This window comes from Microtetraspora malaysiensis, from assembly GCF_050947145.1.
Taxonomy (GTDB): domain Bacteria; phylum Actinomycetota; class Actinomycetes; order Streptosporangiales; family Streptosporangiaceae; genus Microtetraspora_A; species Microtetraspora_A malaysiensis.
Genome location: NZ_CP191998.1, coordinates 5,045,043 through 5,068,589, shown reverse-complemented (window position 1 = coordinate 5,068,589; position 23,547 = coordinate 5,045,043). Strand labels below are relative to the sequence as shown.

Here is a 23,547-nt window from a genome sequence, read left to right as displayed (position 1 = left end):
CGACCACGGCGAGAGCACCGGATGATCACGCGTTGTATTCTCGGGCGATCTTTGATCTTTGAAAGGTTTGCCCATGAGGAAAGCGCTGTTCGTCGTCGCGGCGAATGCACTGGTGCTCACGTTGTGCGGTACGGCCCAGGCCGCCTCGGCCAAGAGGGCCGACACGTATCCCAACTTCCGGCAGCTCGCGGCCCACGAGGCCGAGGGGAAGGACTTCCGCCGCGTACAGCGGTTTCCACGCGGGGCGCGAGTGGCGCACATCGCCATCCACGGCGGCGCGATCGAGTCGCCCACCACTCAACTTGCCAACGCGGCCGCGGGGAGCAAATACGCCTTCTACTCCTTTGAGGGGCTCAAGCCGTCCGGCAACAGACAGCTCCACATCACCGCCACCCATTTCGACGAGCCCAAGGCCCTCAAGCTGGTGGCGGCGGTCGACTACACCGTCTCCTGGCACGCCGCCGCGGGCGCAAACGCGACGACGTACGTCGGCGGTCGCGACAAGGGGCTTGTCCGCAAGGTCAGCGCCGAACTGCGTGCGGCGGGGTTCACCGTCGCGACCTCGGTGCCCGGCGAGATCGCCGGTGTGAGCCCGCGAAACATCGCCAACAAGAACCGCAGGGGCATGGGCGTGCAGCTGGAGATCAGCCGCGGCCAGCGAGAGCGGTTCTTCGCCGGAGGGAAGCTGGGCCGCGCCTGGGTCGAGAACCCGGCCCACCGCACCGAGGCCTTCAACCGGTACGTCTCCGCGGTCAACCGCGCACTGTCCTGATCCGAGGCCGGCCTACCCGGCCGCCAGCCCTCGATGGGTTCTGGTCAAGGAGCCGCGGCAAACGATCCGTCCATCGCCCGCCGGCTCACTCAGCCGATCCGAGAAAGAAGCCAACGTAGCTCAGCGGCGCCTCCCGGACCGAGAGACGCCTCGGCCGCGTCGATCAGGGCAGCCAGTTCGTCCCTGAGCGGCTCCGGCGGCTTCGTGTACAGCGTCGCGCCGCCCTTCGCGTGCCAGGTCGTCGTGAGCCCGTCGGCGGAGCGACGCGTCGGCGTCGTCTATCAGCGTCAGATCGGCCTTGAGCCTGGTCCAGCCGTCCGCACCGGACAGGATCCGGTGGGCGGCCTGCCGTACGTGTCGTGGCCGGGCGGTGTCGAGCAGCGGCCACAGCCGGTCCGCGGGCACGCCGGAGCCGCGCAGTGCGGCGGCTGCCCGCCTGGTCACCGCGGGGGAGGGGTCGCCGAGCAGGGCGATGAGGTCCATCGGCGCGCCGAGTCGATGCAAGGTTCGGACGGCCTCGGCCCGGACCCGGGGGCGGGGGTCGGCCAGGTATGGCCGGACGAGATCGGTGTCGGCGCGGCCGCCGCAGTCGGCGAGGCCGGCGATCAGGTTACGGACCTCCGTGCCCGGCCGCCCGGCCAGGAGCCGGCGGTAGATGTGCGCCGGGTCCCCGCCCGCTCGCCTGACCGCCCATTGCGCGGTCAGGCGGGTCATCGAGGACGCGTCGCCCAGGAAGCGCGACCCGTGCTCCGGGCGTCCCAGCCGGACCAGGCCGGTGAGCGCGACGGCCCGGACCCGGGAGGAACGGGTGGCCAGCAGGCGCTCCAGCAGGTCGGGCCTATCCATGCGGTCGATCGCCTCCGCGCACCGGATCCGGGAGACGACGTCCGCCTCGCCGAGGGCGGCGGCCATCAGATCAGACTCGCGCAAACGGCCCACATCAAGCGAAATCTCGTAGGCGAACCTGCGGGCACGCGGATCGGCGCAGCCCCGCATTGTGGCCAGCGTCTCGTCGTCCGCGCCCAACGCGTCGAGGGCGCGGTCGGCGAGTTCGTCGTGCGTGACCACGTTGGCGAGAGCCACGCACAGGTCCTGGAGCGCGTGCCGGCGGCCGGCTTCCACTCCCGCCACGAGCCCGGGGACGACGTCCACAAACGACTTCGCCCGAGTAAGCGGCCAGATCCGTCGCGCCCTGAAGCCCTTCACACCGGTCATGATCTCAGGGTTCGATGTCGCGGCGGATCACTTTGCCGGTGGCGTTGCGGGGGAGGGGCTCGGTGGTGATGCGCCAGCGGGACGGCACCTTGAAGTACGCCAGCTCGCCCGCGGTGTAGGCGCGCAGCTCCTCCTCGCCGACGGGCCGCTCGCCGTCGGTGACGACCACGGCCATGACCTCCTGGCCGAGGTCGGGATGGGGGACGCCGATCACGGCGCACTCCAGCACGGCGGGGTGCTCCGCCAGGACGTTCTCGATCTCGGCGGGGTAGACGTTCTCGCCGCCGCGCAGGATCAGATCCGAGCGGCGGGCGGTGAGGCGCAGCCGCCCCTGCTCCATCACGCCGACGTCGCCGGTGTGCAGCCACCGGTCGGCCCGGATGGCCTGTTCGGTGGCCGCCGGGTCCTTCCAGTAGCCGAGCATGGTGAACGGGCTGCGGACGCAGATCTCGCCCTCCTCGCCCTCGGGGAGCGGCTCGCCCAGCGGGTCGCGGATCTCCACCTGCACAGTGAGGACGGGACGGCCCAGCGTGCCGGGCGCCTCGGCGAGGTCGGCGGGCGTCGCGGCGGACACGGCGGTCGAGGTCTCGGTCAGGCCGTAGCTGTCGACCAGGGCGTTCTTCGCCGGAGGGAAGGCCCCGCGCAGCCGCTCCTTGAACGCGGGCGAGGACGGCGCGGAGGCGAGCGCGAAGGCGGTCAGCGAGGAGAGGTCGTATTCCGACAGGTCGCCGTGCTCGATCAGGCGGTGCGCCATCGTCGGCACCGCGCCCCAGTTCGTGATCCGCTCCTTCTCGATGAGGCGCAGCACCCGGTCCACGTCGAAGGCCCCCTGGTGCATCACCACGGCGCTGCCGGTCGCCAGGCGGGGCACGACGAGGTTGTGCAGGCTCGCGATGTGGAACAGCGGCAGGGCGAGCAGGTAGCGCCGGTCGGCGGGATCGACCGGGTCGCCGAACGCGGCGGCCAGGGCGTCGTTCATCCGGTGGTACTCGATGACCGATGTCAGGTTGCGGTGCGAGTGGACGGCTCCCTTCGGCCGCCCGGACGTGCCGCTGGTGTAGAGGATGACCGCGGGGTCGTCCTCGGCGACATCGGCGACGGGCAGGACGGCGCCGGGGTGGCGGCGGGCGAGCCGGGGGACGTCGTCCTCGATGGTCAGGACGGTGCCGCCGTCCTCGACCAGGGCGGCCCGCTTCGCGTCCGCGACGATCAGCGCGGGCTCGGTGTGGCCGATCGCGTACGCGACCTCGCGGCGTGACCACCAGGCGTTGTAGCCGACGGCGACGGCGCCGATCGCGACGCTCGCCCAGAAGGAGAGGATCCAGCCGGGGGAGTTGGCCGCGTTGATCGCGACCCGGTCGCCGGGGCGCACACCGTACTCGTCCCGGAGGGCGGTGGCGAGAGAGGCGACCTGGGCGGCGTGCTCGGCGAAGCTCAGCCGGCCGTCCGCGGTGACGATGTAGTCGCGGTCGCCGAACCGGACGGACCGGGCCAGCACCTCTCCCAGGGACCTGGCGCGGTTCTTGTAGACCCGCATGCGCGCGCCGAGGACGTCCTCCTCGACCAGTTCGAAATCCCCGCCGGGGCCGGTCAGCCGGGCCATCACGGCGAGGGCCGCCGCTCTCGGATCCGTCGACGTCGACATCAGTTCCCTCCCGTGTCGCCGGGACTAGGTCTTCCTGGCCGCCAATATTCGCGATCGCGGGTGCCGCGGAACGCGGCTTTCCCGTTCAGCGGGATTCACCGGAGCCGGGGGACCCTCCGCTGGCTAACGTCGGCCGTGCTCCCCGAGACGGAGTGCGGACGGAGGACCCTCTTGACTCACACGACGCCCGGGGCCCGCGAGGTGCCGGACGTGCTCGCTCCGGCGAAGCTCGGCCCGGTGGCCCTGCGCAACCGCATCATCAAGGCCGCGACCTACGAGGGGTTGAGCCGCAAGGGCCTCGTCACCGACGAGCTCATCGACTTCCACGTGCGCCACGCGGCCGGCGGCGTCGGAATGACCACGGTGGCCTACTGCGCGGTCGCGCCCGAGGGCCGAACCGACCGGCGCCAGATCCTGTGGACTCCGGAGGCACTGCCCGGCCTGCGCAAGCTGACCGAGGCGGTGCACGCCGAGGGCGCCGCGGTCGCCGCGCAGATCGGCCACGCGGGCCCGGTGGCCAACCCCAAGTCCAACAGGCTCCCCGCGCTCGCGCCCAGCCGGCACTTCCACGCCACCACCACCAGCTTCACGAAGGCCGCCACCCGGGACGACCTGACCCGGATCGTGGCCGCCCACGGCCACGCCGCGTCGATGGCCGTCGAGGCCGGGTTCGACGCCGTCGAGATCCACCTCGGGCACAACTACCTCGCCAGCTCGTTCCTCAGCCCCAAGCTCAACCACCGCAAGGACGAGTACGGCGGAAGCCTGGAGAACCGCGCCCGCTTCTCCCGGGACATCGCCCGGGCCGTGCGCGACGCCGTCGGCGACCGGATCGCCATCACCGCCAAGCTCAACATGGACGACGGCGTGCCCGGCGGGTTCTGGCTCGACGAGGCGATCACGGTCGCCCGGTGGCTGGAGCAGGATGGCTCGCTCGACGCCCTCGAACTCACCGCGGGCAGCTCCCTGCTCAACCCCATGTACCTGTTCAAGGGCGACGCGCCGCTGCGGGAGTTCGCGGCGGTGATGAAGCAGCCGGTCAAGCTGGGCGTCCAGCTCGTCGGCAAGCGTTTCCTGCGCGCCTACCCGTACCGGGACGCCTACCTGCTCGACGACGCCCGGCAGATCCGCGCCGCCGTCACGATGCCGCTCATCCTGCTCGGCGGCATCACGAACAAGGCGGTCATGGACCAGGCGATGGCGGAGGGCTTCCAGTTCGTCGCGATGGCGCGGGCGCTGCTGCGCGAGCCGGACCTGATCAATCGGATCGCGGCCGACGAGAGCGTCCGCTCCCTGTGCATCCACTGCAACAAGTGCATGACGGCGATCTACGGCGGCACCCACTGCGTGCTCACCGGCCCCCTGATCGCGCAGCCGCCGGTACGGAAGCCGCGGGCCTGAGCAGGAGGAGAACGGAGAACCGTGCACCGAGAGACGATCGCCGACCTGTTGCTCGACCGGGTGGGGGACGACCGCCCGGGCCTGCGCACCCGGGAGCGTACCTGGACCTGGGACGAGGTGGTCCGCGAGAGCGCCGCCCGGGCCTCCCTGCTGCGCGAGCTGCGGATCGAGGGGCCCTTCCACGTCGGGGTCCTGCTCGGCAACGTGCCCGAGTACGTCTTCTGGCTCGGCGCGGCGGCGCTCAGCGGCGCCTCGATCGTCGGCATCAACTCGACCCGGCGCGGCGCGTACCTGGAGCAGGAGGTCAGGCATGCCGACCTGCGGCTCGTCGTCACCGACGAGGCCGGGCTGAAACTGCTCGACGGCCTCGACATCGGCGTGGAGCGCGACCGCTTCCTCCTCGTGGACGGCGAGGACTACGCGGCCCGGGTGGCCGCGCACGCCTGCGAGCCGGAGCGCGACCGCGGCATCACCGCCGCGACCCGGATGCTGCTGCTGTTCACCTCCGGCACCACCGGCGCGTCCAAGGCGGCGATCTGCTCCCAGGGCCGGCTGGCCGCGCTCGGCTACGCCAACTGCGCCAAGTACGGCGTGGCCAGGGACGACGTCACGTACTGCTGCATGCCGCTGTTCCACGGCAACGCCGTCATGGGCCTGTGGGCGCCCTCGCTCGCCGCGGGCGCGACCGTCGCCCTTGTGCCCGCGTTCTCCGCGTCCACGTTCCTGCCCGACGTCCGGTTCTACGGCGTCACGTTCTTCACGTACGTCGGCAAGGCGATCGCGTACATCCTGGCCACGCCCGAGCGTCCGGACGACGCGGACAACACGCTCGACCACGCCTTCGGCACGGAGGCCTCGCCCGAGGACCAGGCCGAGTTCCGGCGCCGCTTCGGCTGCCGGCTGATCGAGGCCTACGGGTCGAGCGAGGGGTCCGGCATGGTCACGCTCGCGCCCGAGGGGCCCGCGAGCGCGCTGGGCCGCCCCGCCCACGCCGGTGTCGTCGTCGTCGATTCAGAAACCAGGGAGCGGCGGCCGCGCGCGGTGCTCGACGAGCACGGCCGGGTCGTCAACGCCGAGGAGGCGATCGGCGAGATCGTCAACACCGAGGGCGCGGCGAAGTTCGAGGGCTACTACAAGAACGACGCGGCCAACGCCGAACGGGTCCGGCACGGCTGGTACTGGACCGGCGACCTCGGCTACATCGACGAGGCCGGCTACATCTACTTCGCCGGCCGTTCCGGCGACTGGATCCGGGTGGACGGCGAGAACATCTCCGCGCTGCTGACCGAGCGCGTCCTGCGCCGCCATCCGCGCGTCGTCGCCGCCGCCGTCTTCGGCGTGCCCGACCCGCGCTCCGGCGACCAGGTGATGGCCGCGATCGAGATCCCCGAGGGGACGGCCTTCGAGGACCTCGACCTGCCCGCGTTCCTCGCCCGGCAGGCGGACCTCGGCACCAAGGGCGCGCCGCGCTACGTGCGGGTGTCCCACGCGCTGCCGGCCACCGGCTCGAACAAGCTCCGCAAGAAGGAGATGCGGCACGACGGCTGGCGGACCGAGGACGCCGTGTACCGCTGGGCCGGCCGCGCCGCGCCGCGCTACACCCCGATGACCGCCGAGGACAAGGCCGCGTTGCGCGCGGAGTTCCACGCCAACGGACGGCAGCGCTTCCTGCCGTAGCCCCCGTACGGCCCAGCAACCCGAGTAGGAGAGCGGAACATGGATCTGCGCGAGACCGCCGCGCAGCAAGAGCTGCGCATGGAGCTGCGAAGGTACTTCGCCGGCCTCATGCCGGAGGCCGAACGCCGCCGCGCCGGCGAGCAGGGCGTCGGAGGCGACCGCTTCCGCGAGGTGGTCAAGCGCCTCGGGGCCGACGGCTGGCTCGGCATCGGGTGGCCGGTCGAGTACGGCGGCCAGGGCCGCTCGATCGAGGAGCAGTACGTCTTCTTCGACGAGGTCCAGCGGGCCGGGCTGCCGTTCCCGTTCGTCACCGTCAACACGGTCGGCCCGACCCTGATGAGCCAGGGGTCGGAGGAGCAGAAGAGGCGCTTCCTGCCCGGCATCCTGTCCGGCGACATCGTCTTCGCGATCGGCTACACCGAGCCGGACGCCGGCACCGACCTCGCGTCTCTGACGACCCGCGCGGTCCGCGACGGCGACGAGTTCGTCGTGGACGGCAGCAAGATCTTCACCAGCGGCGCGAACACCGCCGACTACGTGTGGCTGGCCTGCCGTACCGACCCGGACGCGCCGAAACACAAGGGCATCTCCATCCTGATCGTGCCGACGGACGCGCCCGGGTTCTCGTGGAGCCCGATCCATACCGTGGGCGGCATGATCGTGACCGCCACCTACTACAGCGGCGTACGGGTGCCCGCGACCGACGTCGTCGGCGAGGTGAACGGCGGCTGGCGGCTGATCACCCACCAGCTCAACCACGAGCGGATCGGGCTCGCCGCGCTCGGCGGTCGCATGATCAGGCTCTGGGAGGACGTCCTCGCCTGGGCCAGGGAGAACGGGACCATCGAGCTGCCGTGGGTCCAGCGGGACTTCGCCCGCACCTACGCCAAGCTGGAGGCGATGCGCCTGCTCAACTGGAAGATGACCGGCGCCGTGGCGCGCGGCTCCCTGTCCGGCGCGGAGGCCGGGGCCGCCAAGGCGTACGGCACCGAGACCCACATCGACGTGCAGCGCACCCTCACCGGCATCATCGGCGCGGCCGGGCGGATCCGGCCCGATTCACCCGGCGCGGCGCTGGCCGGCCAGATCGAGCAGCTCTCCCGCCAGGGCATCGTGAACACCTTCGGCGGCGGTGTGAACGAGATCCTCAGGGACATGGTCGCCACCCAGGGGCTCGGCCTGCCCCGGCTGGGGCGGGGCGTATGAGCGCGGCGTACGAGGACCGGCTGCGCGCGTTCGTCGGCCGCGAGATCCACCCGCTGCGGCGAGGACAGGACCCGGTCAACGTGCCGATGATCCGGCACTGGGTCGAGGCCATGGAGGACGACAACCCGATCTACCTCGACGAGGAGGCCGCCCGCGCCACCGGCAGGGACGGCGTCGTCGCGCCCGCGTCCATGGCGCAGGCGTGGGTGATGCGCGGGTACGCCGCGACGGCGGCGGCGAAGGGCGGCGGCGGCCCCGCCGACGAGCTGACCGACCTGCTCGCCGAGGGCGGTTACACCTCGGTGGTGGCGACCGACTCGGAGTTCGAGTTCCACCGCGAGCTGGTGCCCGGCGACCACGTCGCCGCGCGGGAGGTGGTCGAGTCCATCTCACCGGAGAAGGCCACCGCGCTGGGCGCGGGCCGTTTCATCACGTCGTTGCGGACGTACCACGACCAGGACGGCGAGATCGTGGCCGTGCAGCGCTGGCGCATCCTGCGCTTCCGCCCCAAGCAGAAGCCGCAGAAGCCGCAGGGGCCGGAGGAGCGGCCCGAGGGCACCGCGGCGGAACGGCCCGAGGCCAACACGGGGGAACGGCCCGAGGAGCGGGCGCCCCGGCCGCAGCCGGCGATCAATAGGGACAACGCGTTCTGGTTCGAGGCGGCCCGCGAGCGCCGGCTGCTGATCCAGCGCTGCGCCGCCTGCCGGACGCTGCGCCACCCGCCCGGCCCCTGCTGCCCGGAGTGCGGCTCGTTCGAGTGGGACACCGTGCGGGCGTCCGGCGACGCGCACGTCTACAGCTTCGTGGTCAACCACCACCCCCGCCATCCGGCGTTCGACTACCCGTTGATCGTCGCGGTCGTCGAACTGGCGGAGGGCACCCGGCTGATCACCAACCTGGCCGGCGTCACCCCGGAGGAGGTCGAGATCGGCATGCCGGTCGTCCTCGACTGGGTGGACGCGGGCCCCGAGTCATCGCTTCCGGTGTTCCGGCCGGTCGCCCAGGAAGGCCACTGATGGACTTCACCCTTGACGAAGAGCTCGAAGCGATCCGCGACCTGGCCCGGAAGATCTTCACCGACCGCGCCACCCCCGAGCGGGCGCGCGAGGTGGAGCGCTCGCCCGAGCGCGTGGACGAGAGCCTGTGGGCCGAGCTGGCCAAGGCGGGACTGCTCGGCGTCTGCGCGCCGGAGGAGGCCGGGGGAGCCGGTCTCGGACTCGGCGCGCTGTGCGTCCTGCTTGAGGAGCAGGGCCGCGCCGTGGCGCCCGTCCCGCTGTGGCCGGCCTCCGTCGCCGCGCTCGCGGTCGCCGCGCACGGCACCGCCGAGCAGCGCGCGCGCCTGCTGCCCGGCGCCGTGGACGGCTCGTCGCGGCTCACCCTCGCCCTGGAGGAGTTCGGCCCGGACGAACCCGGCGCGCCGCGCTGTGCGGCGGTGCGCGACGGCGGGTCCGGCGGCTGGCGGCTGACCGGGGTCAAGGCGGTCGTCCCGTCGCCCTTCGGCGCCGCGCACGTCCTGGTCGCCGCCCGGATCGACGGCGGAACCGGGCTGTTCCTGGTCGCCCGCGACGCGGACGGCGTGACCTGGGAGGCGGCCGAGACCACGAGCCGCGACCTCGGCGGCACCATGACCCTGGACGGCGCGCCCGCGCAGGAGATCGGGTCCCCCGGCTCCGGCGTCCTCGACTGGACGATCGGGCGCGTCTCGGTGGCGCTGGCCGCCGTCCAGCTCGGGGTCGCCCAGGGGGCGCTGCGGCTCGCGGCCGGCTACCTCGGCGAGCGCCGGCAGTTCGGCCGCCCGCTGGCCACGTTCCAGGCGGTGCAGCACCAGCTCGCCGACTGCTACATCGACATCGAGGCCATGGGGGTCACCATGTGGCAGGCCGTCACCTCGCTGGAGGCGGGCGAACCCGCCGATGCCGCCGTGCTCGTCGCCAAGTGGTGGGCGGGCGAGGCCGGGCTGAACGTCGTCCACCGCACCCAGCACCTGCACGGCGGCATCGGCGTGGACGTCGACTATCCGGTGCACCGGCACTTCCTGTGGGGCAAACAGATCTCCGGCACGCTGGGCGGCGCGAGCGCGGATCTCGCCCGCCTCGGCGCGGTGCTGGCGGCGGGGCCGGTGACGTCATGACAGAGACCACTGCGAACGCCGCCGTGAATCACACCGTCCGGCAACTCGGCGGGCCCGGCCGCACGTACGACGAGGTGGCGGTCGGCGACCGGCTGCCCGAGCTGTCCGTCCCGCTGACCCGGACCCTGATCGTGGCGACCGCGATCGCGAGCCGCGACTACCAGGACGTGCACCACGACCCCGAGCTGGCGGTCGAGCGCGGGTCCAGGGACGTCTTCATGAACATCCTGACCAGCAACGGCCTGGTCGAACGCTTCGTCACCCGCTGGGCGGGCCCGGCCGCGGTCGTCGCCGCGATCCGGATCAGGCTCGGCGCGCCCAACTACCCGGGCGACACCATGGTGCTCACCGGCGAGGTCACCGCGAAGGACGACGCGGAGGGCCGGGTCGAGGTCTCCGTGCGCGGCGAGAACGCCCTCGGCGCGCACGTGACCGGCACCGTCGTCGTACGGCTCCCGAAGGGAGAGAACGCGTGAACGTCGCCCGCCCCCTCTCCGGCGCCGCGGCGATCGCGGGCATCGGCGCCACCGAGTTCTCCAAGAACTCCGGGCGCAGCGAGCTGCGGCTCGCCTGCGAGGCGGTGCTCGCCGCGGTCGCCGACGCCGGGCTGAAGCCGTCCGACGTGGACGGCCTGGTCACGTTCACCGCCGACACCAACAGCGAGATCCACGTCGCACGCAACACCGGCATCGGCGAGCTGACGTTCTTCTCCCGCGTCGGGTACGGCGGCGGCGCCGCCTGCGGCACGCTCCAGCAGGCGGCGATGGCCGTCGCGACCGGCGCCGCCGAGGTCGTCGTCTGCTACCGCGCGTTCAACGAGCGCTCCGGCGAGCGGTACGGCCTCGGCCAGGCGGAGCGGCCGATGGACACCAGCGCCGACCGGGCCGCCTACGCCTGGATGACCCCGTACGGGCTGAACACCCCGGCGCAGTGGGTCGCGATGTTCGCCCGCCGCTACATGCACGAGTACGGCGCGACCAGCGAGGACTTCGGCCGGGTCGCGGTCGTGGACCGCCGGCACGCGGCGGTCAACCCGGCCGCGTGGTTCTACGGGCGGCCGATCACCCTGGAGGAGCACCAGGCGTCGCGCTGGATCGCCGAGCCGCTGCACCTGCTCGACTGCTGCCAGGAGACGGACGGCGGTCAGGCGCTGGTCGTGGTCTCCGCCGAGCGGGCCCGCGACCTGCCGCACCCGCCCGCGGTCATCCGGGCCGCCGCGCAGGGGTCCGGCGCGGACCAGCACATGATGACCAGTTACTACCGGCCCTCGATCTCCGGCATCCCCGAGATGGGCCTGGTCGGGGGCCAGCTCTACCGGCAGAGCGGTCTGGGGCCGGGCGACGTCGACGCGGCGATCCTGTACGACCACTTCACGCCGCTGGTGCTCCCGCAGCTTGAGGAACTGGGCTTCTGCGGGACGGGAGAGGCCAAGGACTTCGTCGCGGACGGCCACCTCGAACTCGGCGGGCGGTTGCCGTTCAACACGCACGGCGGGCAGCTCGGCGAGGCGTACCTGCACGGCATGAACGGCGTCGCCGAGGCGGTCCGGCTGGTCCGGGGCACCTCGGTGAACCAGCCGGACGACGTGCGCAACGTGATCGTGACCGCGGGCACGGGCGTGCCCACCAGCGGCCTGCTGCTGGGAGCGGACGGATGAGCGGCGGGGGAGAGGCCCCCGCCACGACGGATGTGGGGGACGACGTGTCTCGTCCGACGACGGCGGAGCGGGACGCGGGCGCCTGGGCGGGCCACGACCTGGGTGAGCGCACGGTCGCCTACGACGAGCGGGACGTGATCCTCTACGCGCTCGCCGTCGGCGCCGAGGCGGCCGACCTGGACCTGGTGTTCGAGGAGCGGCTGCGGGTGCTGCCGACGTTCGCGCTGACGCAGGCGCAGTGGGCCCCGGACGCGCTGGGCGCGCTCGGCGCGTTCGACGTCGCCACCGCGGTGCACGGCTCGCAGCGCCTCGTGGTGCGCGCGCCGCTGCCCGCGTCCGGCGAGCTGACGATGCGGGCCCGGGTCGCGGCCGTGTGGGACAAGGGCAGCGCGGCCGTCTTCGACGTCGAGGTGGAGAGCGCGTGCTTCCAGGCCACCTGGTCGCTCTTCGCGCCGGGACGCGGCGGGTTCGGCGGCGAGCGCGGCGCCTCCCGCCCGAAGCCGCAGGAGACGCCCGCCGACCATGAGCTGCGGGTCCGCACCGCGCCCAACCAGGCGGCGCTGTACCGGCTGCTGGGCGACCGGCACCACATGCACATCGACCCGGAGGCGGCGAAGGCGGCCGGGATGCCCCGGCCGTTCATGCACGGCCTGTGCACGCTCGCGGCGGTGACCCTGCCGCTGGCCGCGGCCGTGGGCGCGCACCCCGCCGACCTGGTCGAGTTGGAGGGCCGCTTCGCCGCCCCCGTCTTCCCCGGCGACCGGCTCGACACGCGCGCCTGGGCGGACACCGGCGACGGGGCGGCGGTGCTGTTCGAGGCCGCCGCCGACGGCAGGACGGCGATCGCCGGTGGCCGCGCCTGCTTCCGCGCGTTAGTGCGGCGGCGTTCTCCCGGCGATCGTGGGCCCAGCTCGGCCTGACGCTGCCCTTGTGGTCAGCCTGCCGCAGGTACGGCAAGCCGGCGACGCCCTGACCGTGGAGCAGCCTTCGCGTCGTGGACCGAAGGGGGCCATCTGGTCGGCAACCCGATCAGCGCCGTGCCGATCGGCGACGGCGGCCCCACCGCACTGTGCGGTGGGGCCGGTCAAGCCGGGTGGGTCCATGCGGGAGTCCTGACCCTCCTCGCCCTCGATGAGCACCAGCTTGAGCGGGCGCTCAGCTCAGGCGGTAGGGATGATTCCGAGCTGCTGAAGGACCTTCACACCGTCGTCGAGCCCGAGCTCCTCGACGATGAGACCGTCCTGGATCTTGAGCACCGTCGTGCCGGTGAAGCGGAGCGTCTTGCCGGACGCCGCCGGCGCGGAGCCGATGGGAAGGTCATCGAAGATGATCGGCCCGGTGTGCGTGCCGCCGCCCTCCCACTGGCCGACGACGTAGTCGCCCTCGGCGATGAGGTCCGCGGTGCCCCAGAAGTTGAGGTCCGGGAACGCGGTGCGGAACTTGGTCGCGAACTCGCGCACCTCGTCGCGACCGCGCATGGGCTTGTGCAGCGAGTACTCGAACCGGATGTCCGGAGCGGCGAGTTCGTCGATGATGTCGGGGTTGAAGGGGTTGCCCCAGAACTCCGTAAACCATTGGCCGACAATGGCCTTGTTCTTCTCGAGCGACATGGGTTGTCCTTTTTGTCGGTGACCGCCACCGGTCCGCCAGCAGGCGTGGTGACATTTCGAAGACGCTGGTCGAAGCCGATACGTGAGGTTGGCGGTGAAGATTCACGGGCGAAGGCCGGGTGTCTGGTGGAACGACCGAGCGACCCTGTCGGAGGGAGCCCTGAACGCACTGCTTCCGGCTTTTCACACGTCATGAATCGAACGGATCTTCATGGCAGTCGCAAGCCCGTGGGCGTCCGTGATGTCTCGGTCATGCGGTCACCTCCAGGCGGCTGCAGGAAGCCTGCGGAGCTTCTCGCGAAGAAGCGTGCTCGACACGCCCGCGGCGTAGGGAAGCAGACGACTCGCACACTGATCTCGGCAAACAGCTACTCGTAGGCATCCCAGCCCACCGTGCCCTTCCAATCGCAGACTGCGACGGACCAGCCGCTGCCCCGTGCCCTACGAGAAGCTGTACAGGACGGCGAACGACACGCTCGTGGACTTGGTCTCCTGGCCCCTGAAGGTCACCGAACTGATCGACCAGCACCTGGCCTCTCCATCGGGGCGGGGGCTTCAGTCTGCGGGGGCGGACCACTCCACCAGCGGCGGGCGGATCGCCGCGCACAACGGCTGACCACGGGAATCCGTCAGCCCCAGCCGAGCCACCAGCAGCCCGTTGTGCACCGCAGCGTCCAGCACATCGGCAGGAATACTGTCGAACCACAGCTTCGCCCGCCGGAACATCGAGAACACCCCGGCGTCATCAACCGTCCCCCACGACAAGTACACGAATCGGCCACCCGGCCGGCCCTGCACAAACGGGCCCCGAAGATCCCACCCGGTCTCCCGATGGGTCGCGGTCACATCCAACTCCCAGACCGCTGACGGGGCATCTCCGCGGTGCAGATTGAGCAGTTCGTCACGGCGCTCCCGTCGCTGCACACCGACATGGATATTGCGGTATCCGGGGAACCCGGGTGCCTGCCCACATTCCCGCCCTGGAAGGGTCAACGCCTCGATACGGATCAGCACGCCAGCATCATCCCCCGGACTCATCGCGTTCGGCCGTCGCCAGGGTGCCATGCATCTTGTGAAAAACGCGCCCTCGTTCTCGCAAGCGACCTTGCGCGCTTGTGAGCACCCGTATCGGGCACCCAGGCTTCCGGACGCAATCCGGGTTGAGGAACATCTGTGTCAGCGTCACCCACGACAAGGGCAGTGAAGCCGGCGCCCGCCTCTTTCGGGAGTCCTCGACACCCTCCCGAGCCCCGGCCCGCGTTCCGGCGGCCGGCCGACCTGCCGATCTCCTACCTGCTCGGAACCGGCCCGCCCAGCTGCCGCGCCGCCAGGTAGCGTGCCGGGATCTCGCCGCCGCCGTGGACGGCGATGTCCGCGCCGGTCACGTAGGACGCCAGGTCACTGGCCAGGTAGAGGCAGGTGTCCGCCACGTCGCCGGGCACCGCCATGCGGCCCATCGGGATGACCTCGGCGACGGAGGCGCCCTCGTCCGGGCCGTAGATGTGGGCGGCGGCCTCGGTGCGGATCAGCCCGGTCGTGATGTGGTTGACCCGCACCTTGGGGGACCATTCGAGCGCCAGCGCGCGGGTCAGCACGAGCAGGCCCGCCTTGGCGGCGGAGTAGGCGGCGGTGCCCGGCTGCGGGTCGTGCGCGGACACGCTGCCGATGTTGATGATCGACCCGCCGGTCTCCTGCTCGCGCATCACCGTGTTGGCCGGCTGCGCTACGTAGAACGGCGCGAGCAGGTTCAGGTCCACGACACGCCGCACGAACCGGGGCGAGACGGTGGCGGCGTCCGCGTCCGGCGACCCCCCGGCGTTGTTCACCAGGACGTCGAGCCGTCCGAACTCGGCCACGACGCCCTCCACCAGGGCCGCGGCGGCCGCGGCGTCCCGGATGTCCGCCGGGAAGAATCGGGCGGTCCGGCCGCCTGCGCCGGGCAGGACGTCCGGCTCGTTGCGCGCGCACACGGCCACCTCGGCGCCCGCGGCCAGGAACCGCTCCGCGATCACGAAGCCGATGCCCTTGGTCCCCCCGGTCACGAGTACGGCGCGGCCGCCGAAGTCGATCGTCACGTTCATCGTGGTCCTCTCGTTCACGGTCGAACCGGCCCACCGGAGGCTACGGGCGCGCGGCGCCCGGCGGGGGCTCCGTACCGGCCACCGGGACAGCCTGGGCGGCGGGCGCCGCACGGCCGGATCATGGGCGTCGCGGCGTCTTCCCGTCGCGGTGTCTCCCCCCGGAACCCGAGAGGCTCCCACCGAAGGCAGGCAGCATGATCGACAACGACATACTGACGATTCCGTCCGTCCTGGAGCGTGCCGCGCGTGACTTCCCCGACGTCGAGGCCGTGGTGGACGGCCCCGACCGGGTGACGTACACGCGGTTACGGGACCGGGTGCGCGAGGCGGCGCGGGCGTTCGTCGCGCTCGGTGTCGAGCGCGGCGACCGGATCGCGATCTGGGCGCCGAACAGCCTGAAGTGGATCGTGACCGCTCTGGGCGCGCTCGCCGCCGGAGCCGTCGTCGTGCCGGTCAACACGCGCTACAAGGGCGAGGAGGCCCGGTGGCTGCTCCAGCGGAGCCGGGCCCGGATGCTCTTCGCGCAGGACGGGTTCCTCGGCAACGGCTACCTGGACATGCTCGGCGTGCCCGGGAACGGCGGCGGCGTCCCCGGGCTGCCCGGCCTCGCCACCGTGGTCACGTACGACGCCGAGCCGCGGCCCGGCGCGACCTCCTGGGACGCCTTCCTCGCCGAGGCGGGCGGCGTCACCGACGCGCGGGCGGCGGAGCGGGCGGCGTCGGTCGCCCCGGGCGACATCGCGGACATCCTGTTCACCTCGGGGACGACCGGCCGGTCCAAGGGCGCGATATGCACCCACGAGCAGAACGTCCGCACCTACCGGTCGTGGTGCGACCGGACCGGCGTCCGGCACGGCGACCGCTACCTCATCGTCAACCCGTTCTTCCACTCGTTCGGCTACAAGGCGGGCGTGATCGCCTGCCTGCTCCGGGGCGCGACGATGGTGCTCCAGCCGGTCTTCGAGACCGGCGAGACGATGCGGCTGGTCGAGGCCGAGCGGATCACCGTCCTGCCCGGGGCGCCGACCATCTACGTCTCGCTGCTGGACGCGCCCGGGCGGTCCCGGTTCGACCTCTCCTCGCTCCGCCTCGCGGTGACCGGCGCGGCGGTGGTGCCGGTCGCGCTGGTGCGGCGGATGCGGGCGGAGCTGTTCCCCGAGGTCGTCACCGCGTACGGGCTGACCGAGTCGTGCGGCACCGTCACCTCCTGCTCGCTGGACGACGACGACGCGACCGTGGCGAACACCGCCGGCCGCGTGATCGACGGCGTGGAGCTGCGCATCGTGGACCCGGAGGGCCGCGACGTCCCGGCAGGGGAGGACGGCGAGGTCCTCGTCCGCGGCTACAACGTGATGCTCGGCTACCTCGACGACGACGAGGCGACCGCCGGCGCGATCAGGGACGGCTGGCTGGTGACCGGAGACCGCGGCCGCCTGGACGAGCGCGGCAACCTGACCATCACCGGCCGCTCCAAGGACATGTTCGTGGTCGGCGGCTTCAACGTGTACCCCGCCGAGATCGAGCAGGTGCTCGCCCGGCACGAGGGGGTCGCCGAGGCGGCCGTGATCGGCGTCCCCGACCGGCGGATGGGCGAGGTCGGCCGCGCCTACGTCGTGCCGCGCCCCGGCGCCGACCTCGCCCCCGACGCGCTCGTGGAGTACTGCCGGGGCCTGCTCGCGAACTTCAAGGTGCCCCGCGAGGTCGTGGTCGTGGACGGCCTGCCCAAGAACGCCTCGGGGAAGGTGCAGAAGGCCGAGCTCTCCCGCGCCTGACCCGAGCCTCAGGCCGCCTGTACGAGCACGGTGCACCAGATCTCGTTGGAGTCGCCGATGCCGCAGTCGGCGATCTCCCCGTCCCTGATCTTCGTCCAGACTCCCTTCGTCCGCCAGTGCCAGGGGCCGACACGCGAGAATCGCTCGTGGTAGCCCTCGTTGTTGAACGTGAAGGCGTCGACGTCGACGCCGGTGCCGTTGCCGCCCTTCGTCCCGTTGCCGAACGCCTGCTGGTCGCATCGCATTTGCTTGGAGTTGCTCCCGGTGCCACCGCCCGAGTTCCACACGTTGCAGAGGCCCGAGCCGGCGCCGAGGTTGAGCGTGATGTGCATCGTCCGGCCGGTCCTGTTCTTCACCGCGCCGCAGAAGCGACCGGTGCACGTGCTGGCGGAGGCGGCGGGCGCCCCCACGACGGCCACCCCGGACGCCAAGAGGACAACGGCGGCGGCCGCGCCGGCCGCCCGGGTCAGGCGAGACTTCGTCTTGCGCATGGCGGTTCCATCTCCTTTGAACGGCTTCGGTCCCCCGACATTGAGATGATCAGGTACGAGCACGGGGGACGGGAACCTGGAAGCTTCAAGGGTCCGGAGACAACGGGTCTGATGCGGGACGTCTCCGGCCCCGGGCCCGGCAGGGTTCCAGCGGGCGCCCTTGTCGGTGGCCGGGCCGTGGCGGAAGCCCTCCATCATGCAGACGCGGCCGGCCGGAGCGCCTCGGTGGAGCGGGGCAGCTGGCCGCCGGGGTGGGGTGTCAGATGGGCGGGTGCGGCCGGGCCGCGTCGACGAGGCGGGTGCCGAGCGCGTGGATGTGCTCGACGAGTTCGGGCGGTTCGTGCACCTGGAACGGGACGCCGAGTTGCGCGATCCACATGGCCAGTTCGTCAAGGGAGTTCGATCCGGCGTTGAGGACGCAGGTGCCGTCGTCGGCCGGCTCGACCACCGCCATCGTCGGCGCCATCCGGGCGGCGATGATGTCGGCCGGGGCGTGCACCGTGAACCGGCCGCGGTAGCGGTACGGGTCGACGGAGATCCGCTCGGAGACGTAGCGGACGAGGTCGGCACTGGGCGGCTCACGGGGTGTGAAGCGTGGCCCGTTCGGGGTGTGCAGGCGCAGTCGGTCGACGCGGAACGTGCGCCAGTCGCCCCGGCCGGTGTCCCACGCCACCAGGTACCAGCGGCGGCCCGAGTTCACCAGCCGGTACGGCTCGGCGGTGCGGCGGTCCTCGGTGCCGTTGTGGGAGCGGTAGTCGAACCGCAGGCTTTCCCGGTGGCGGACGGCCGCGGCGATCGCGGTGAGCACGGCCGGGTCCACGGCGGCGGCCGGGCCAGCCAGCGGGACCGTGACCGACCGCAGGTCACCGACGCGGTGCCGGAGCCGGGACGGGAGGACCTGCTCAAGCTTGGCGAGGGCGCGAACCGAGGTCTCCTGGATGCCCGTCACGCCGGAGACGGCGGCGGTGCCGAGCCCGATGGCGACCGCGACCGCCTCGTCGTCGTCGAGCAGCAGCGGCGGGAGCCCGGTGCCGGCGCCGAGCCGGTAGCCGGGTGCGCCCGCGGTGGCGTGCACGACGTAGCCGAGTTCGCGTAGCCGGTCGATGTCGCGGCGGATCGTGCGGTGCGAGACCCCGAGCCGGTCGGCCAGCTCGGCGCCCGGCCAGTCTTTGGGGGTCTGCAGCAGCGACAGCAACCGCAGCAGCCGCGCCGATGTCTCCAACATGGCGCCCATCCTAGGACCGAATCTGTCCTAACCGGTATCTACTGTTACAGACATGAACGACGACCTGCGAATTACCCCGTTCCGGATCGATGTCCCGCAGGCGCAGCTGGACGACCTGCATGGTCGGCTGGCGGCGGCCCGCTGGCCGGACGAACTGCCCGGTGTGGGCTGGTCCTACGGGGTCCCCGTCGGCTACGCGAAGAAACTTGCCGAGTACTGGCGCACCACTTTCGACTGGCGTGCCGCCGAGGCGCGGCTGAACGCCTTCGCGCAGTTCACGACCCCCATCGACGGGCAGAACATTCACTTCCTGCACGTCCGCTCGCCCGAACCCGACGCGCTGCCGCTGATCATCACGCACGGCTGGCCGGGTTCGGTCGCCGAGTTCTTGAAGGTCATCGGCCCGCTCACCGACCCGGCGGCGCACGGCGGCGACCCGGCCGACGCCTTCCACGTCGTCGCTCCGTCGATCCCCGGGTTCGGCTTCTCCGGTCCCACCACCGAGACCGGCTGGGACCTGCAGCGGGTCGCGCGGGCGTGGGCGGAGCTGATGGACCGGCTCGGCTACCGGCGGTACGGCGCGCAGGGCGGCGACAGCGGCGCGGTCATCTCGCCGATGCTCGGCCGCGCCGCGCCCCAGAACGTCGTCGGCGTGCACGTCAACGGCGCGCTCGGGTTCCCGACGGGCGACCCGGCCGACTTCGAGGGGCTCACCCATGCGGAACTCGCCCGCCTCGGCCAGTACCAGGACCAGGACCGGGCCGGTTACGCGATCATCCAGGCGACCCGGCCGCAGACCCTCGCGTTCGGGCTGCACGACTCGCCCGCGGCGCAACTGGCGTGGATCGTGGAGAAGTTCAAGGAGTGGACCGACCCGGCCCGCGAACTGCCCGAGGACGCGGTGGACCTCGACCAGATGCTCACCGACGTGAGCATCTACTGGTTCACCCAGACCGCCGCCTCAGCCGCCCGTCTCTACAAGGAAGGGCAGAAGGGCTGGGGAGCGGTGGCCGAGTACTCCGCGCTGCCGCACGGCGTGGCCGTCTTCCCCGGCGACGCCGGGGTCCGGCGGATCGCCGAGCGCGAACACAACGTCGTGCACTGGTCGGAGTTCGACCGCGGCGGCCACTTCGCCGCGATGGAGGCGCCCGACCTGCTCGTTGAGGACGTCAGGGCCTTCTTCCGCCCCCTCCGATGAGCTCCTGACCCCGGCGGCCACCACCGCCGGGGTCCCACGTCGGATCGGCGTCGGAAGGCCGAGCCCTCCTGTCGGGCAACAGCCAGGGCCGCTGGTAAACGCGGCCCCGAACCCCGCCGAATATCGCACTAATTAGTCTTTTTTGGGATTGAATCTCCCATTAACGGAAAAAAGCTGTCCTAGTGTGACGATGACATGGCTCGAGTGCGCATATGGCAGCGATGCTCCATCAGAACCCGCTTGACGGCGATGACGACCGCCGTCATGGCGCTGATCTGCACTGTCATCGCGGCCCTCATCCTGGTGAACGTACGGGATAATGTCCGGGAATACTATTCGAAGGACCTCGTCGCGAAGGCCGTGCAGATCAGTCAGGAGGTACGCCAGAAGGGCACGGTCTCCCACCTCCCCAAGGATCCGGACACCGCGATCCAGGTGTTCGACCCCTCCGGCTCCCTTGTCGCGGCGACACCGAACGTGGCGAACGCGCCACCGATGACGATGCTGATCTACCGTGCCGACAACATCGCGACCAGTGACATCTGCACCCTGCGGGCCTTCCCGGGCGAGTGCAAGATCGGCGTCTATTTTCCCTTCCACGTGTCCGATGGGATCTGGCGGCTCCATATGGTCGTCTCCGACGTCCCCTGGTACATCAGCCCCCGTTTGCTGGGCCTGCTCATCGGGGGCTGGATCCTGCTGGTCGGGGTCACCGCCCTGGCTGCCTACCGGGCTGTGAGCAGCACGCTTGCACCGGTGGACGCGATGACGTCCAAGCTGGCCGAGATCACCGGTGGCGACCTGAGCCAGCGGGTGCCGGTGCCCTGGTTCCACGACGAGCTGCGCCGGCTCGCGGAACGGGCGAACCAGACGTTGGACCGGGCGGAGCGCGCGGTGGAACAGCAGCGCCGTTTCGCCTCCGATACGTCCCATGATCTGCGCACCCCCTTGACCGCCATGCACACCGAGCTCGATGAGGCGCTCCTCCACCCGGAGGAGACCGACTGGCCGCGCACCGCGTGTAAGGTGCTGGGCAGCCTGGAACGGCTGCAGGTCATGGTCGCCAGCCTTCTGGACATCGCGCGCCTGGACGCGGGTGCTCCCGAACGACGCGAACCCGTCGACCTTGCCGAGCTGGTGAAGTCCGAGCTGGTACGGCGGGCACGCAAGGTCACGGTGACCGAGCAGCTCACCCCCGGCGTGGTGGTCGACGGCGACCCGCTGCACCTGTCCCGGCTCCTGGGCAACCTTCTCGACAACGCGGAGCGCCACGCCGAGCGCAACGTGACGGTCGAGGTCGCTCGCGATGACGGATCAGCGGTGCTCGAAGTGGTGGACGACGGCGACGGCATCCCGCCCGATCAACGGGAGATCGTCTTCAAGCGTTTCGCCCGGCTGGACGCCTCACGGAGAAAGGACGCCGGGGGCACCGGCCTCGGCCTGCCGATCGCCCGGCAGATCGCGGAGAGCCACGGCGGCACGCTCACGATCGGCGACTCCCCGCGCGGCGCCAGGTTCGTGCTCCGCCTGCCGTTGCGCTCCTGAAGCGCACGGCAGGCCGACGGTCCGGTGCCCGGCCCCACGCCCCGGGGTCTCAGGCGCTCTCCTGCGGCAGCTCGACGGCGATCGTGAGGCCGCCTTCCTCACGGGGGTCGGCGGTCACGGTGCCGCCGTGCGCCTCGGCGACCACCCGGACGATGGACAGCCCGAGCCCGCTGCCCCGGTCGGAGCGCAGCCGGTCGCCGTGCAGCCGCCGGAACGGTTCGAAGATCGTCTCGATCTCGTACGGCGGCACGGGCAGGCCGGTGTTGGACACGACCAGTTCCACCCGGTCGGTCCGCCGCCGGGTGGACACCCACACCTCGCCGCCCGTGTGATTGTGCCGGATCGCGTTCTCCACCAGGTTCTGCACGAGCCGCTCGACCAGGACGGCCTCGCCCGCGGTGGGCGCGGGGTCGAGCAGCCGGTGGACGGTCACGCCCTGCTCCTTGGCCTCGCCGGCGGCCAGGTCGATCACGTGCTCGGCCACGTCGGCCAGGTCGAACGGCCGCCGGTCGAGCACCTCCCGCTCGCCCTCGGCCAGGGCGAGGAGGCCGTTGATCAGCCGTTCGTGCCGGGTGTTGACCACGAGCAGGGACTCGCCGAGCCGCTTGACGTCCTCGCTCGCGTCGGACCGCCGGACCGCCACGTCCACCAGCGTGCGGTTGATGGTGAGCGGCGTGCGCAGTTCGTGCGAGGCGTTGGCGATGAACCGCCGCTGACCGTCGAACGAGCGGGACAGCCGGGCGAGGACGATGTCGATGGTGTCGGCCAGCTCCTTGACCTCGTCGTCCGGCCCCGTGTGGGCGATGCGTTCGGTGAGGTCGTGGTTCTGGGCGACGCGCACCGCGCGCGCCGTGACCGACCGGACGGGGAGCATCGCCCATCCGGCGGCCCGCCAGCCGGCCGCCGCCGCCACCCCGCCGCCCGCAAGGACTGCGACGCCGCCCCAGACCAGCACGTTCTTGATCGTGTCGGCCTGGTAGACGCGCCTGACCTGCGCGACCCGCTGCCCGGCGATGTAGTACTCGTCGGTGCCGGGCCAGATGGTGCGCCCCGCGGCGTTGATCTGCCGCGGCTGCCGGAGCCCGTCACGCGGTTCCAGGCTCTGCCGTACGACGAAGGCGAGCGCCGCGACCAGGAGGACCCCGACGAAAACGAAGACCCCGCCGCAGGCGAGGGCGAACCGGAACCGGACGCTGCTCTTCACGGGATCCGGTACCCCACTCCGGTGACGGTCTCGATGACCGGCGGGTCGCCGATCTTGCGGCGCAGCTTCATCATCGTGGTGCGCACCGTGTTGGTGAACGGGTCGATGTGCTCGTCCCACACCTTTTCCAGCAACGTCTCGGCGGAGACCACCGCCCCGCGGGCGCGCAGCAGCTCGGCCAGCAGGCCGAACTCCTTGCGCGCCAGCGGCACGTAGCGCCCGTCCCGGAACGCCTGCCGGTGCGCCCAGTCCAGGCGGATGCCCGCCCGCTCCAGGATCGGCGGATCGGCCGCCCGGACCCGGCGGCCCAGCGCGTGGACCCGGGCCACCAGCTCCTCGAACGCGAACGGCTTGGGCAGGTAGTCGTCGGCCCCGAGGGAGAGGCCCGCCACCCGGGAGCGCACGTCAGCCGACGCGGTGAGCATGAGGATGCGCACGGGCACGGCGTCGGCCACCACGGCCCGGCACACCTCGTCGCCGTGCATGCCCGGCATGTCCCGGTCCAGGATCAGCACGTCGTAGTCGTTGACGCGGACCCGTTCCATCGCCGCCTCCCCGTCGTAGGCGACGTCCACGGCGAGCGCCTCCCCGCGCAGCCCCTCCGCGATCGAGTCGGCGAGCATCCGCTCGTCCTCGGCGACCAATACCCGCAACGTGCCCCCTATGTCATGCGATGCCGTCGAGCTGTTCGTCAAATGCCGTTGAATCGCGCCACCC

Annotated in this window: 21 protein-coding genes; 12 read left to right on the top strand and 9 right to left on the bottom strand. The window is 71.7% G+C overall.

Going from position 1 to position 23,547, the window contains the following annotated elements; all coding sequences use genetic code 11:
- The first annotated feature begins 73 nt into the window (after positions 1–73).
- Positions 74–772 carry a poly-gamma-glutamate hydrolase family protein gene (locus ACQP1V_RS24075; protein WP_433411930.1) on the top strand — a complete coding sequence of 233 codons (699 nt, stop codon included), beginning with the start codon at positions 74–76 and terminating at the stop codon, positions 770–772.
- 120 nt (positions 773–892) lie between these two features.
- On the opposite strand, the gene ACQP1V_RS24070 is transcribed toward ACQP1V_RS24075, so the two are convergent.
- Together ACQP1V_RS24070 and ACQP1V_RS24065 are read right to left on the bottom strand one after the other, a co-directional pair.
- A complete protein-coding gene (locus ACQP1V_RS24070; RefSeq protein WP_433411927.1) occupies positions 893–1,987 on the bottom strand; it encodes a HEAT repeat domain-containing protein in 1,095 nt (364 codons plus the stop codon).
- 4 nt (positions 1,988–1,991) lie between these two features.
- The gene (locus ACQP1V_RS24065; RefSeq protein WP_433411925.1) at positions 1,992–3,632 is read right to left on the bottom strand and encodes a class I adenylate-forming enzyme family protein; all 1,641 of its coding nucleotides are present in this window, start codon (positions 3,630–3,632) and stop codon (positions 1,992–1,994) included.
- Positions 3,633–3,803: 171 nt separating this feature from the next.
- On the opposite strand from ACQP1V_RS24065, the gene ACQP1V_RS24060 reads away from it, so the two are divergent.
- The 8 genes from ACQP1V_RS24060 to ACQP1V_RS24025 are packed head-to-tail and all read left to right on the top strand — an operon-like array spanning position 3,804 to position 12,624.
- On the top strand, positions 3,804–5,033 hold the full coding sequence (locus ACQP1V_RS24060; RefSeq protein ID WP_433411922.1) for an NADH:flavin oxidoreductase: 1,230 nt from the start codon (positions 3,804–3,806) through the stop codon (positions 5,031–5,033).
- A gap of 21 nt (positions 5,034–5,054) precedes the next feature.
- Positions 5,055–6,710 carry an AMP-binding protein gene (locus tag ACQP1V_RS24055; protein ID WP_433411920.1) on the top strand — a complete coding sequence of 552 codons (1,656 nt, stop codon included), beginning with the start codon at positions 5,055–5,057 and terminating at the stop codon, positions 6,708–6,710.
- Between the two features lie 39 nt (positions 6,711–6,749).
- Complete coding sequence (locus tag ACQP1V_RS24050; RefSeq protein WP_433411917.1) at positions 6,750–7,916, top strand: acyl-CoA dehydrogenase family protein; 1,167 nt, start codon at positions 6,750–6,752, stop codon at positions 7,914–7,916.
- The gene (locus ACQP1V_RS24045; protein ID WP_433411915.1) at positions 7,913–8,932 is read left to right on the top strand and encodes a bifunctional MaoC family dehydratase N-terminal/OB-fold nucleic acid binding domain-containing protein; all 1,020 of its coding nucleotides are present in this window, start codon (positions 7,913–7,915) and stop codon (positions 8,930–8,932) included. Before ACQP1V_RS24050 ends, ACQP1V_RS24045 begins: the two co-directional genes overlap by 4 nt.
- Complete coding sequence (locus tag ACQP1V_RS24040) at positions 8,932–10,047, top strand: acyl-CoA dehydrogenase family protein (protein WP_433411913.1); 1,116 nt, start codon at positions 8,932–8,934, stop codon at positions 10,045–10,047. The genes ACQP1V_RS24045 and ACQP1V_RS24040 overlap by 1 nt, the downstream gene beginning before the upstream one ends.
- Positions 10,044–10,523, top strand: a complete 480-nt coding sequence (locus ACQP1V_RS24035) for a MaoC family dehydratase (RefSeq protein ID WP_433411911.1) — start codon at positions 10,044–10,046, stop codon at positions 10,521–10,523. Before ACQP1V_RS24040 ends, ACQP1V_RS24035 begins: the two co-directional genes overlap by 4 nt.
- Positions 10,520–11,704, top strand: coding sequence for a lipid-transfer protein (locus ACQP1V_RS24030; protein ID WP_433411908.1), 1,185 nt, complete (start codon positions 10,520–10,522; stop codon positions 11,702–11,704). The genes ACQP1V_RS24035 and ACQP1V_RS24030 overlap by 4 nt, the downstream gene beginning before the upstream one ends.
- Positions 11,701–12,624 (top strand): MaoC/PaaZ C-terminal domain-containing protein, encoded by a 924-nt coding sequence (locus tag ACQP1V_RS24025; RefSeq protein WP_433411906.1) that lies wholly within the window; start codon positions 11,701–11,703, stop codon positions 12,622–12,624. Before ACQP1V_RS24030 ends, ACQP1V_RS24025 begins: the two co-directional genes overlap by 4 nt.
- A gap of 240 nt (positions 12,625–12,864) precedes the next feature.
- Here ACQP1V_RS24025 and ACQP1V_RS24020 read toward each other — a convergent pair whose 3' ends face one another.
- The 3 genes from ACQP1V_RS24020 to ACQP1V_RS24010 form a co-directional block, all read right to left on the bottom strand.
- Entirely contained in the window at positions 12,865–13,314 is a 450-nt protein-coding gene (locus ACQP1V_RS24020; protein ID WP_067133297.1) for an ester cyclase, read from the bottom strand.
- Between the two features lie 555 nt (positions 13,315–13,869).
- Positions 13,870–14,328, bottom strand: coding sequence for a DUF5990 family protein (locus ACQP1V_RS24015; protein WP_433411904.1), 459 nt, complete (start codon positions 14,326–14,328; stop codon positions 13,870–13,872).
- A gap of 275 nt (positions 14,329–14,603) precedes the next feature.
- A complete protein-coding gene (locus ACQP1V_RS24010) occupies positions 14,604–15,413 on the bottom strand; it encodes an SDR family oxidoreductase (protein ID WP_433411902.1) in 810 nt (269 codons plus the stop codon).
- A 176-nt stretch (positions 15,414–15,589) separates the two neighbouring features.
- On the opposite strand from ACQP1V_RS24010, the gene ACQP1V_RS24005 reads away from it, so the two are divergent.
- A complete protein-coding gene (locus ACQP1V_RS24005; protein ID WP_433411900.1) occupies positions 15,590–17,167 on the top strand; it encodes a FadD3 family acyl-CoA ligase in 1,578 nt (525 codons plus the stop codon).
- 8 nt (positions 17,168–17,175) lie between these two features.
- Here ACQP1V_RS24005 and ACQP1V_RS24000 read toward each other — a convergent pair whose 3' ends face one another.
- Together ACQP1V_RS24000 and ACQP1V_RS23995 are read right to left on the bottom strand one after the other, a co-directional pair.
- A complete protein-coding gene (locus ACQP1V_RS24000) occupies positions 17,176–17,658 on the bottom strand; it encodes a hypothetical protein (protein ID WP_433411898.1) in 483 nt (160 codons plus the stop codon).
- 259 nt (positions 17,659–17,917) lie between these two features.
- Positions 17,918–18,883: a helix-turn-helix transcriptional regulator gene (locus tag ACQP1V_RS23995; protein WP_433411896.1), complete on the bottom strand. Its 966-nt coding sequence runs from the start codon at positions 18,881–18,883 to the stop codon at positions 17,918–17,920.
- A 52-nt stretch (positions 18,884–18,935) separates the two neighbouring features.
- On the opposite strand from ACQP1V_RS23995, the gene ACQP1V_RS23990 reads away from it, so the two are divergent.
- Together ACQP1V_RS23990 and ACQP1V_RS23985 are read left to right on the top strand one after the other, a co-directional pair.
- Positions 18,936–20,081, top strand: a complete 1,146-nt coding sequence (locus ACQP1V_RS23990; RefSeq protein WP_433411895.1) for an epoxide hydrolase family protein — start codon at positions 18,936–18,938, stop codon at positions 20,079–20,081.
- A 249-nt stretch (positions 20,082–20,330) separates the two neighbouring features.
- Complete coding sequence (locus ACQP1V_RS23985) at positions 20,331–21,626, top strand: sensor histidine kinase (protein ID WP_387414444.1); 1,296 nt, start codon at positions 20,331–20,333, stop codon at positions 21,624–21,626.
- Between the two features lie 49 nt (positions 21,627–21,675).
- Here ACQP1V_RS23985 and ACQP1V_RS23980 read toward each other — a convergent pair whose 3' ends face one another.
- Positions 21,676–22,830, bottom strand: coding sequence for a sensor histidine kinase (locus ACQP1V_RS23980; protein ID WP_433411892.1), 1,155 nt, complete (start codon positions 22,828–22,830; stop codon positions 21,676–21,678).
- Complete coding sequence (locus ACQP1V_RS23975) at positions 22,827–23,483, bottom strand: response regulator transcription factor (RefSeq protein WP_433411890.1); 657 nt, start codon at positions 23,481–23,483, stop codon at positions 22,827–22,829. The genes ACQP1V_RS23980 and ACQP1V_RS23975 overlap by 4 nt, the downstream gene beginning before the upstream one ends.
- Positions 23,484–23,547: the final 64 nt, after the last annotated feature.

What these genes read in the sequence shown, in the direction of transcription:
- ACQP1V_RS24070 (WP_433411927.1), bottom strand. Translation starts at nt 1,987, where the DNA reads ATGACCGGTGTGAAGGGCTTCAGGGCGCGACGGATCTGGCCGCTTACT.
- ACQP1V_RS24045 (WP_433411915.1), top strand. Translation starts at nt 7,913, where the DNA reads ATGAGCGCGGCGTACGAGGACCGGCTGCGCGCGTTCGTCGGCCGCGAG.
- ACQP1V_RS24065 (WP_433411925.1), bottom strand. Translation starts at nt 3,632, where the DNA reads ATGTCGACGTCGACGGATCCGAGAGCGGCGGCCCTCGCCGTGATGGCC.
- ACQP1V_RS24025 (WP_433411906.1), top strand. Translation starts at nt 11,701, where the DNA reads ATGAGCGGCGGGGGAGAGGCCCCCGCCACGACGGATGTGGGGGACGAC.
- ACQP1V_RS24050 (WP_433411917.1), top strand. Translation starts at nt 6,750, where the DNA reads ATGGATCTGCGCGAGACCGCCGCGCAGCAAGAGCTGCGCATGGAGCTG.
- ACQP1V_RS24000 (WP_433411898.1), bottom strand. Translation starts at nt 17,658, where the DNA reads ATGCGCAAGACGAAGTCTCGCCTGACCCGGGCGGCCGGCGCGGCCGCC.
- ACQP1V_RS23990 (WP_433411895.1), top strand. Translation starts at nt 18,936, where the DNA reads ATGAACGACGACCTGCGAATTACCCCGTTCCGGATCGATGTCCCGCAG.
- ACQP1V_RS23985 (WP_387414444.1), top strand. Translation starts at nt 20,331, where the DNA reads ATGACGACCGCCGTCATGGCGCTGATCTGCACTGTCATCGCGGCCCTC.
- ACQP1V_RS24005 (WP_433411900.1), top strand. Translation starts at nt 15,590, where the DNA reads ATGATCGACAACGACATACTGACGATTCCGTCCGTCCTGGAGCGTGCC.
- ACQP1V_RS24075 (WP_433411930.1), top strand. Translation starts at nt 74, where the DNA reads ATGAGGAAAGCGCTGTTCGTCGTCGCGGCGAATGCACTGGTGCTCACG.
- ACQP1V_RS24035 (WP_433411911.1), top strand. Translation starts at nt 10,044, where the DNA reads ATGACAGAGACCACTGCGAACGCCGCCGTGAATCACACCGTCCGGCAA.
- ACQP1V_RS24020 (WP_067133297.1), bottom strand. Translation starts at nt 13,314, where the DNA reads ATGTCGCTCGAGAAGAACAAGGCCATTGTCGGCCAATGGTTTACGGAG.
- ACQP1V_RS23995 (WP_433411896.1), bottom strand. Translation starts at nt 18,883, where the DNA reads ATGTTGGAGACATCGGCGCGGCTGCTGCGGTTGCTGTCGCTGCTGCAG.
- ACQP1V_RS24040 (WP_433411913.1), top strand. Translation starts at nt 8,932, where the DNA reads ATGGACTTCACCCTTGACGAAGAGCTCGAAGCGATCCGCGACCTGGCC.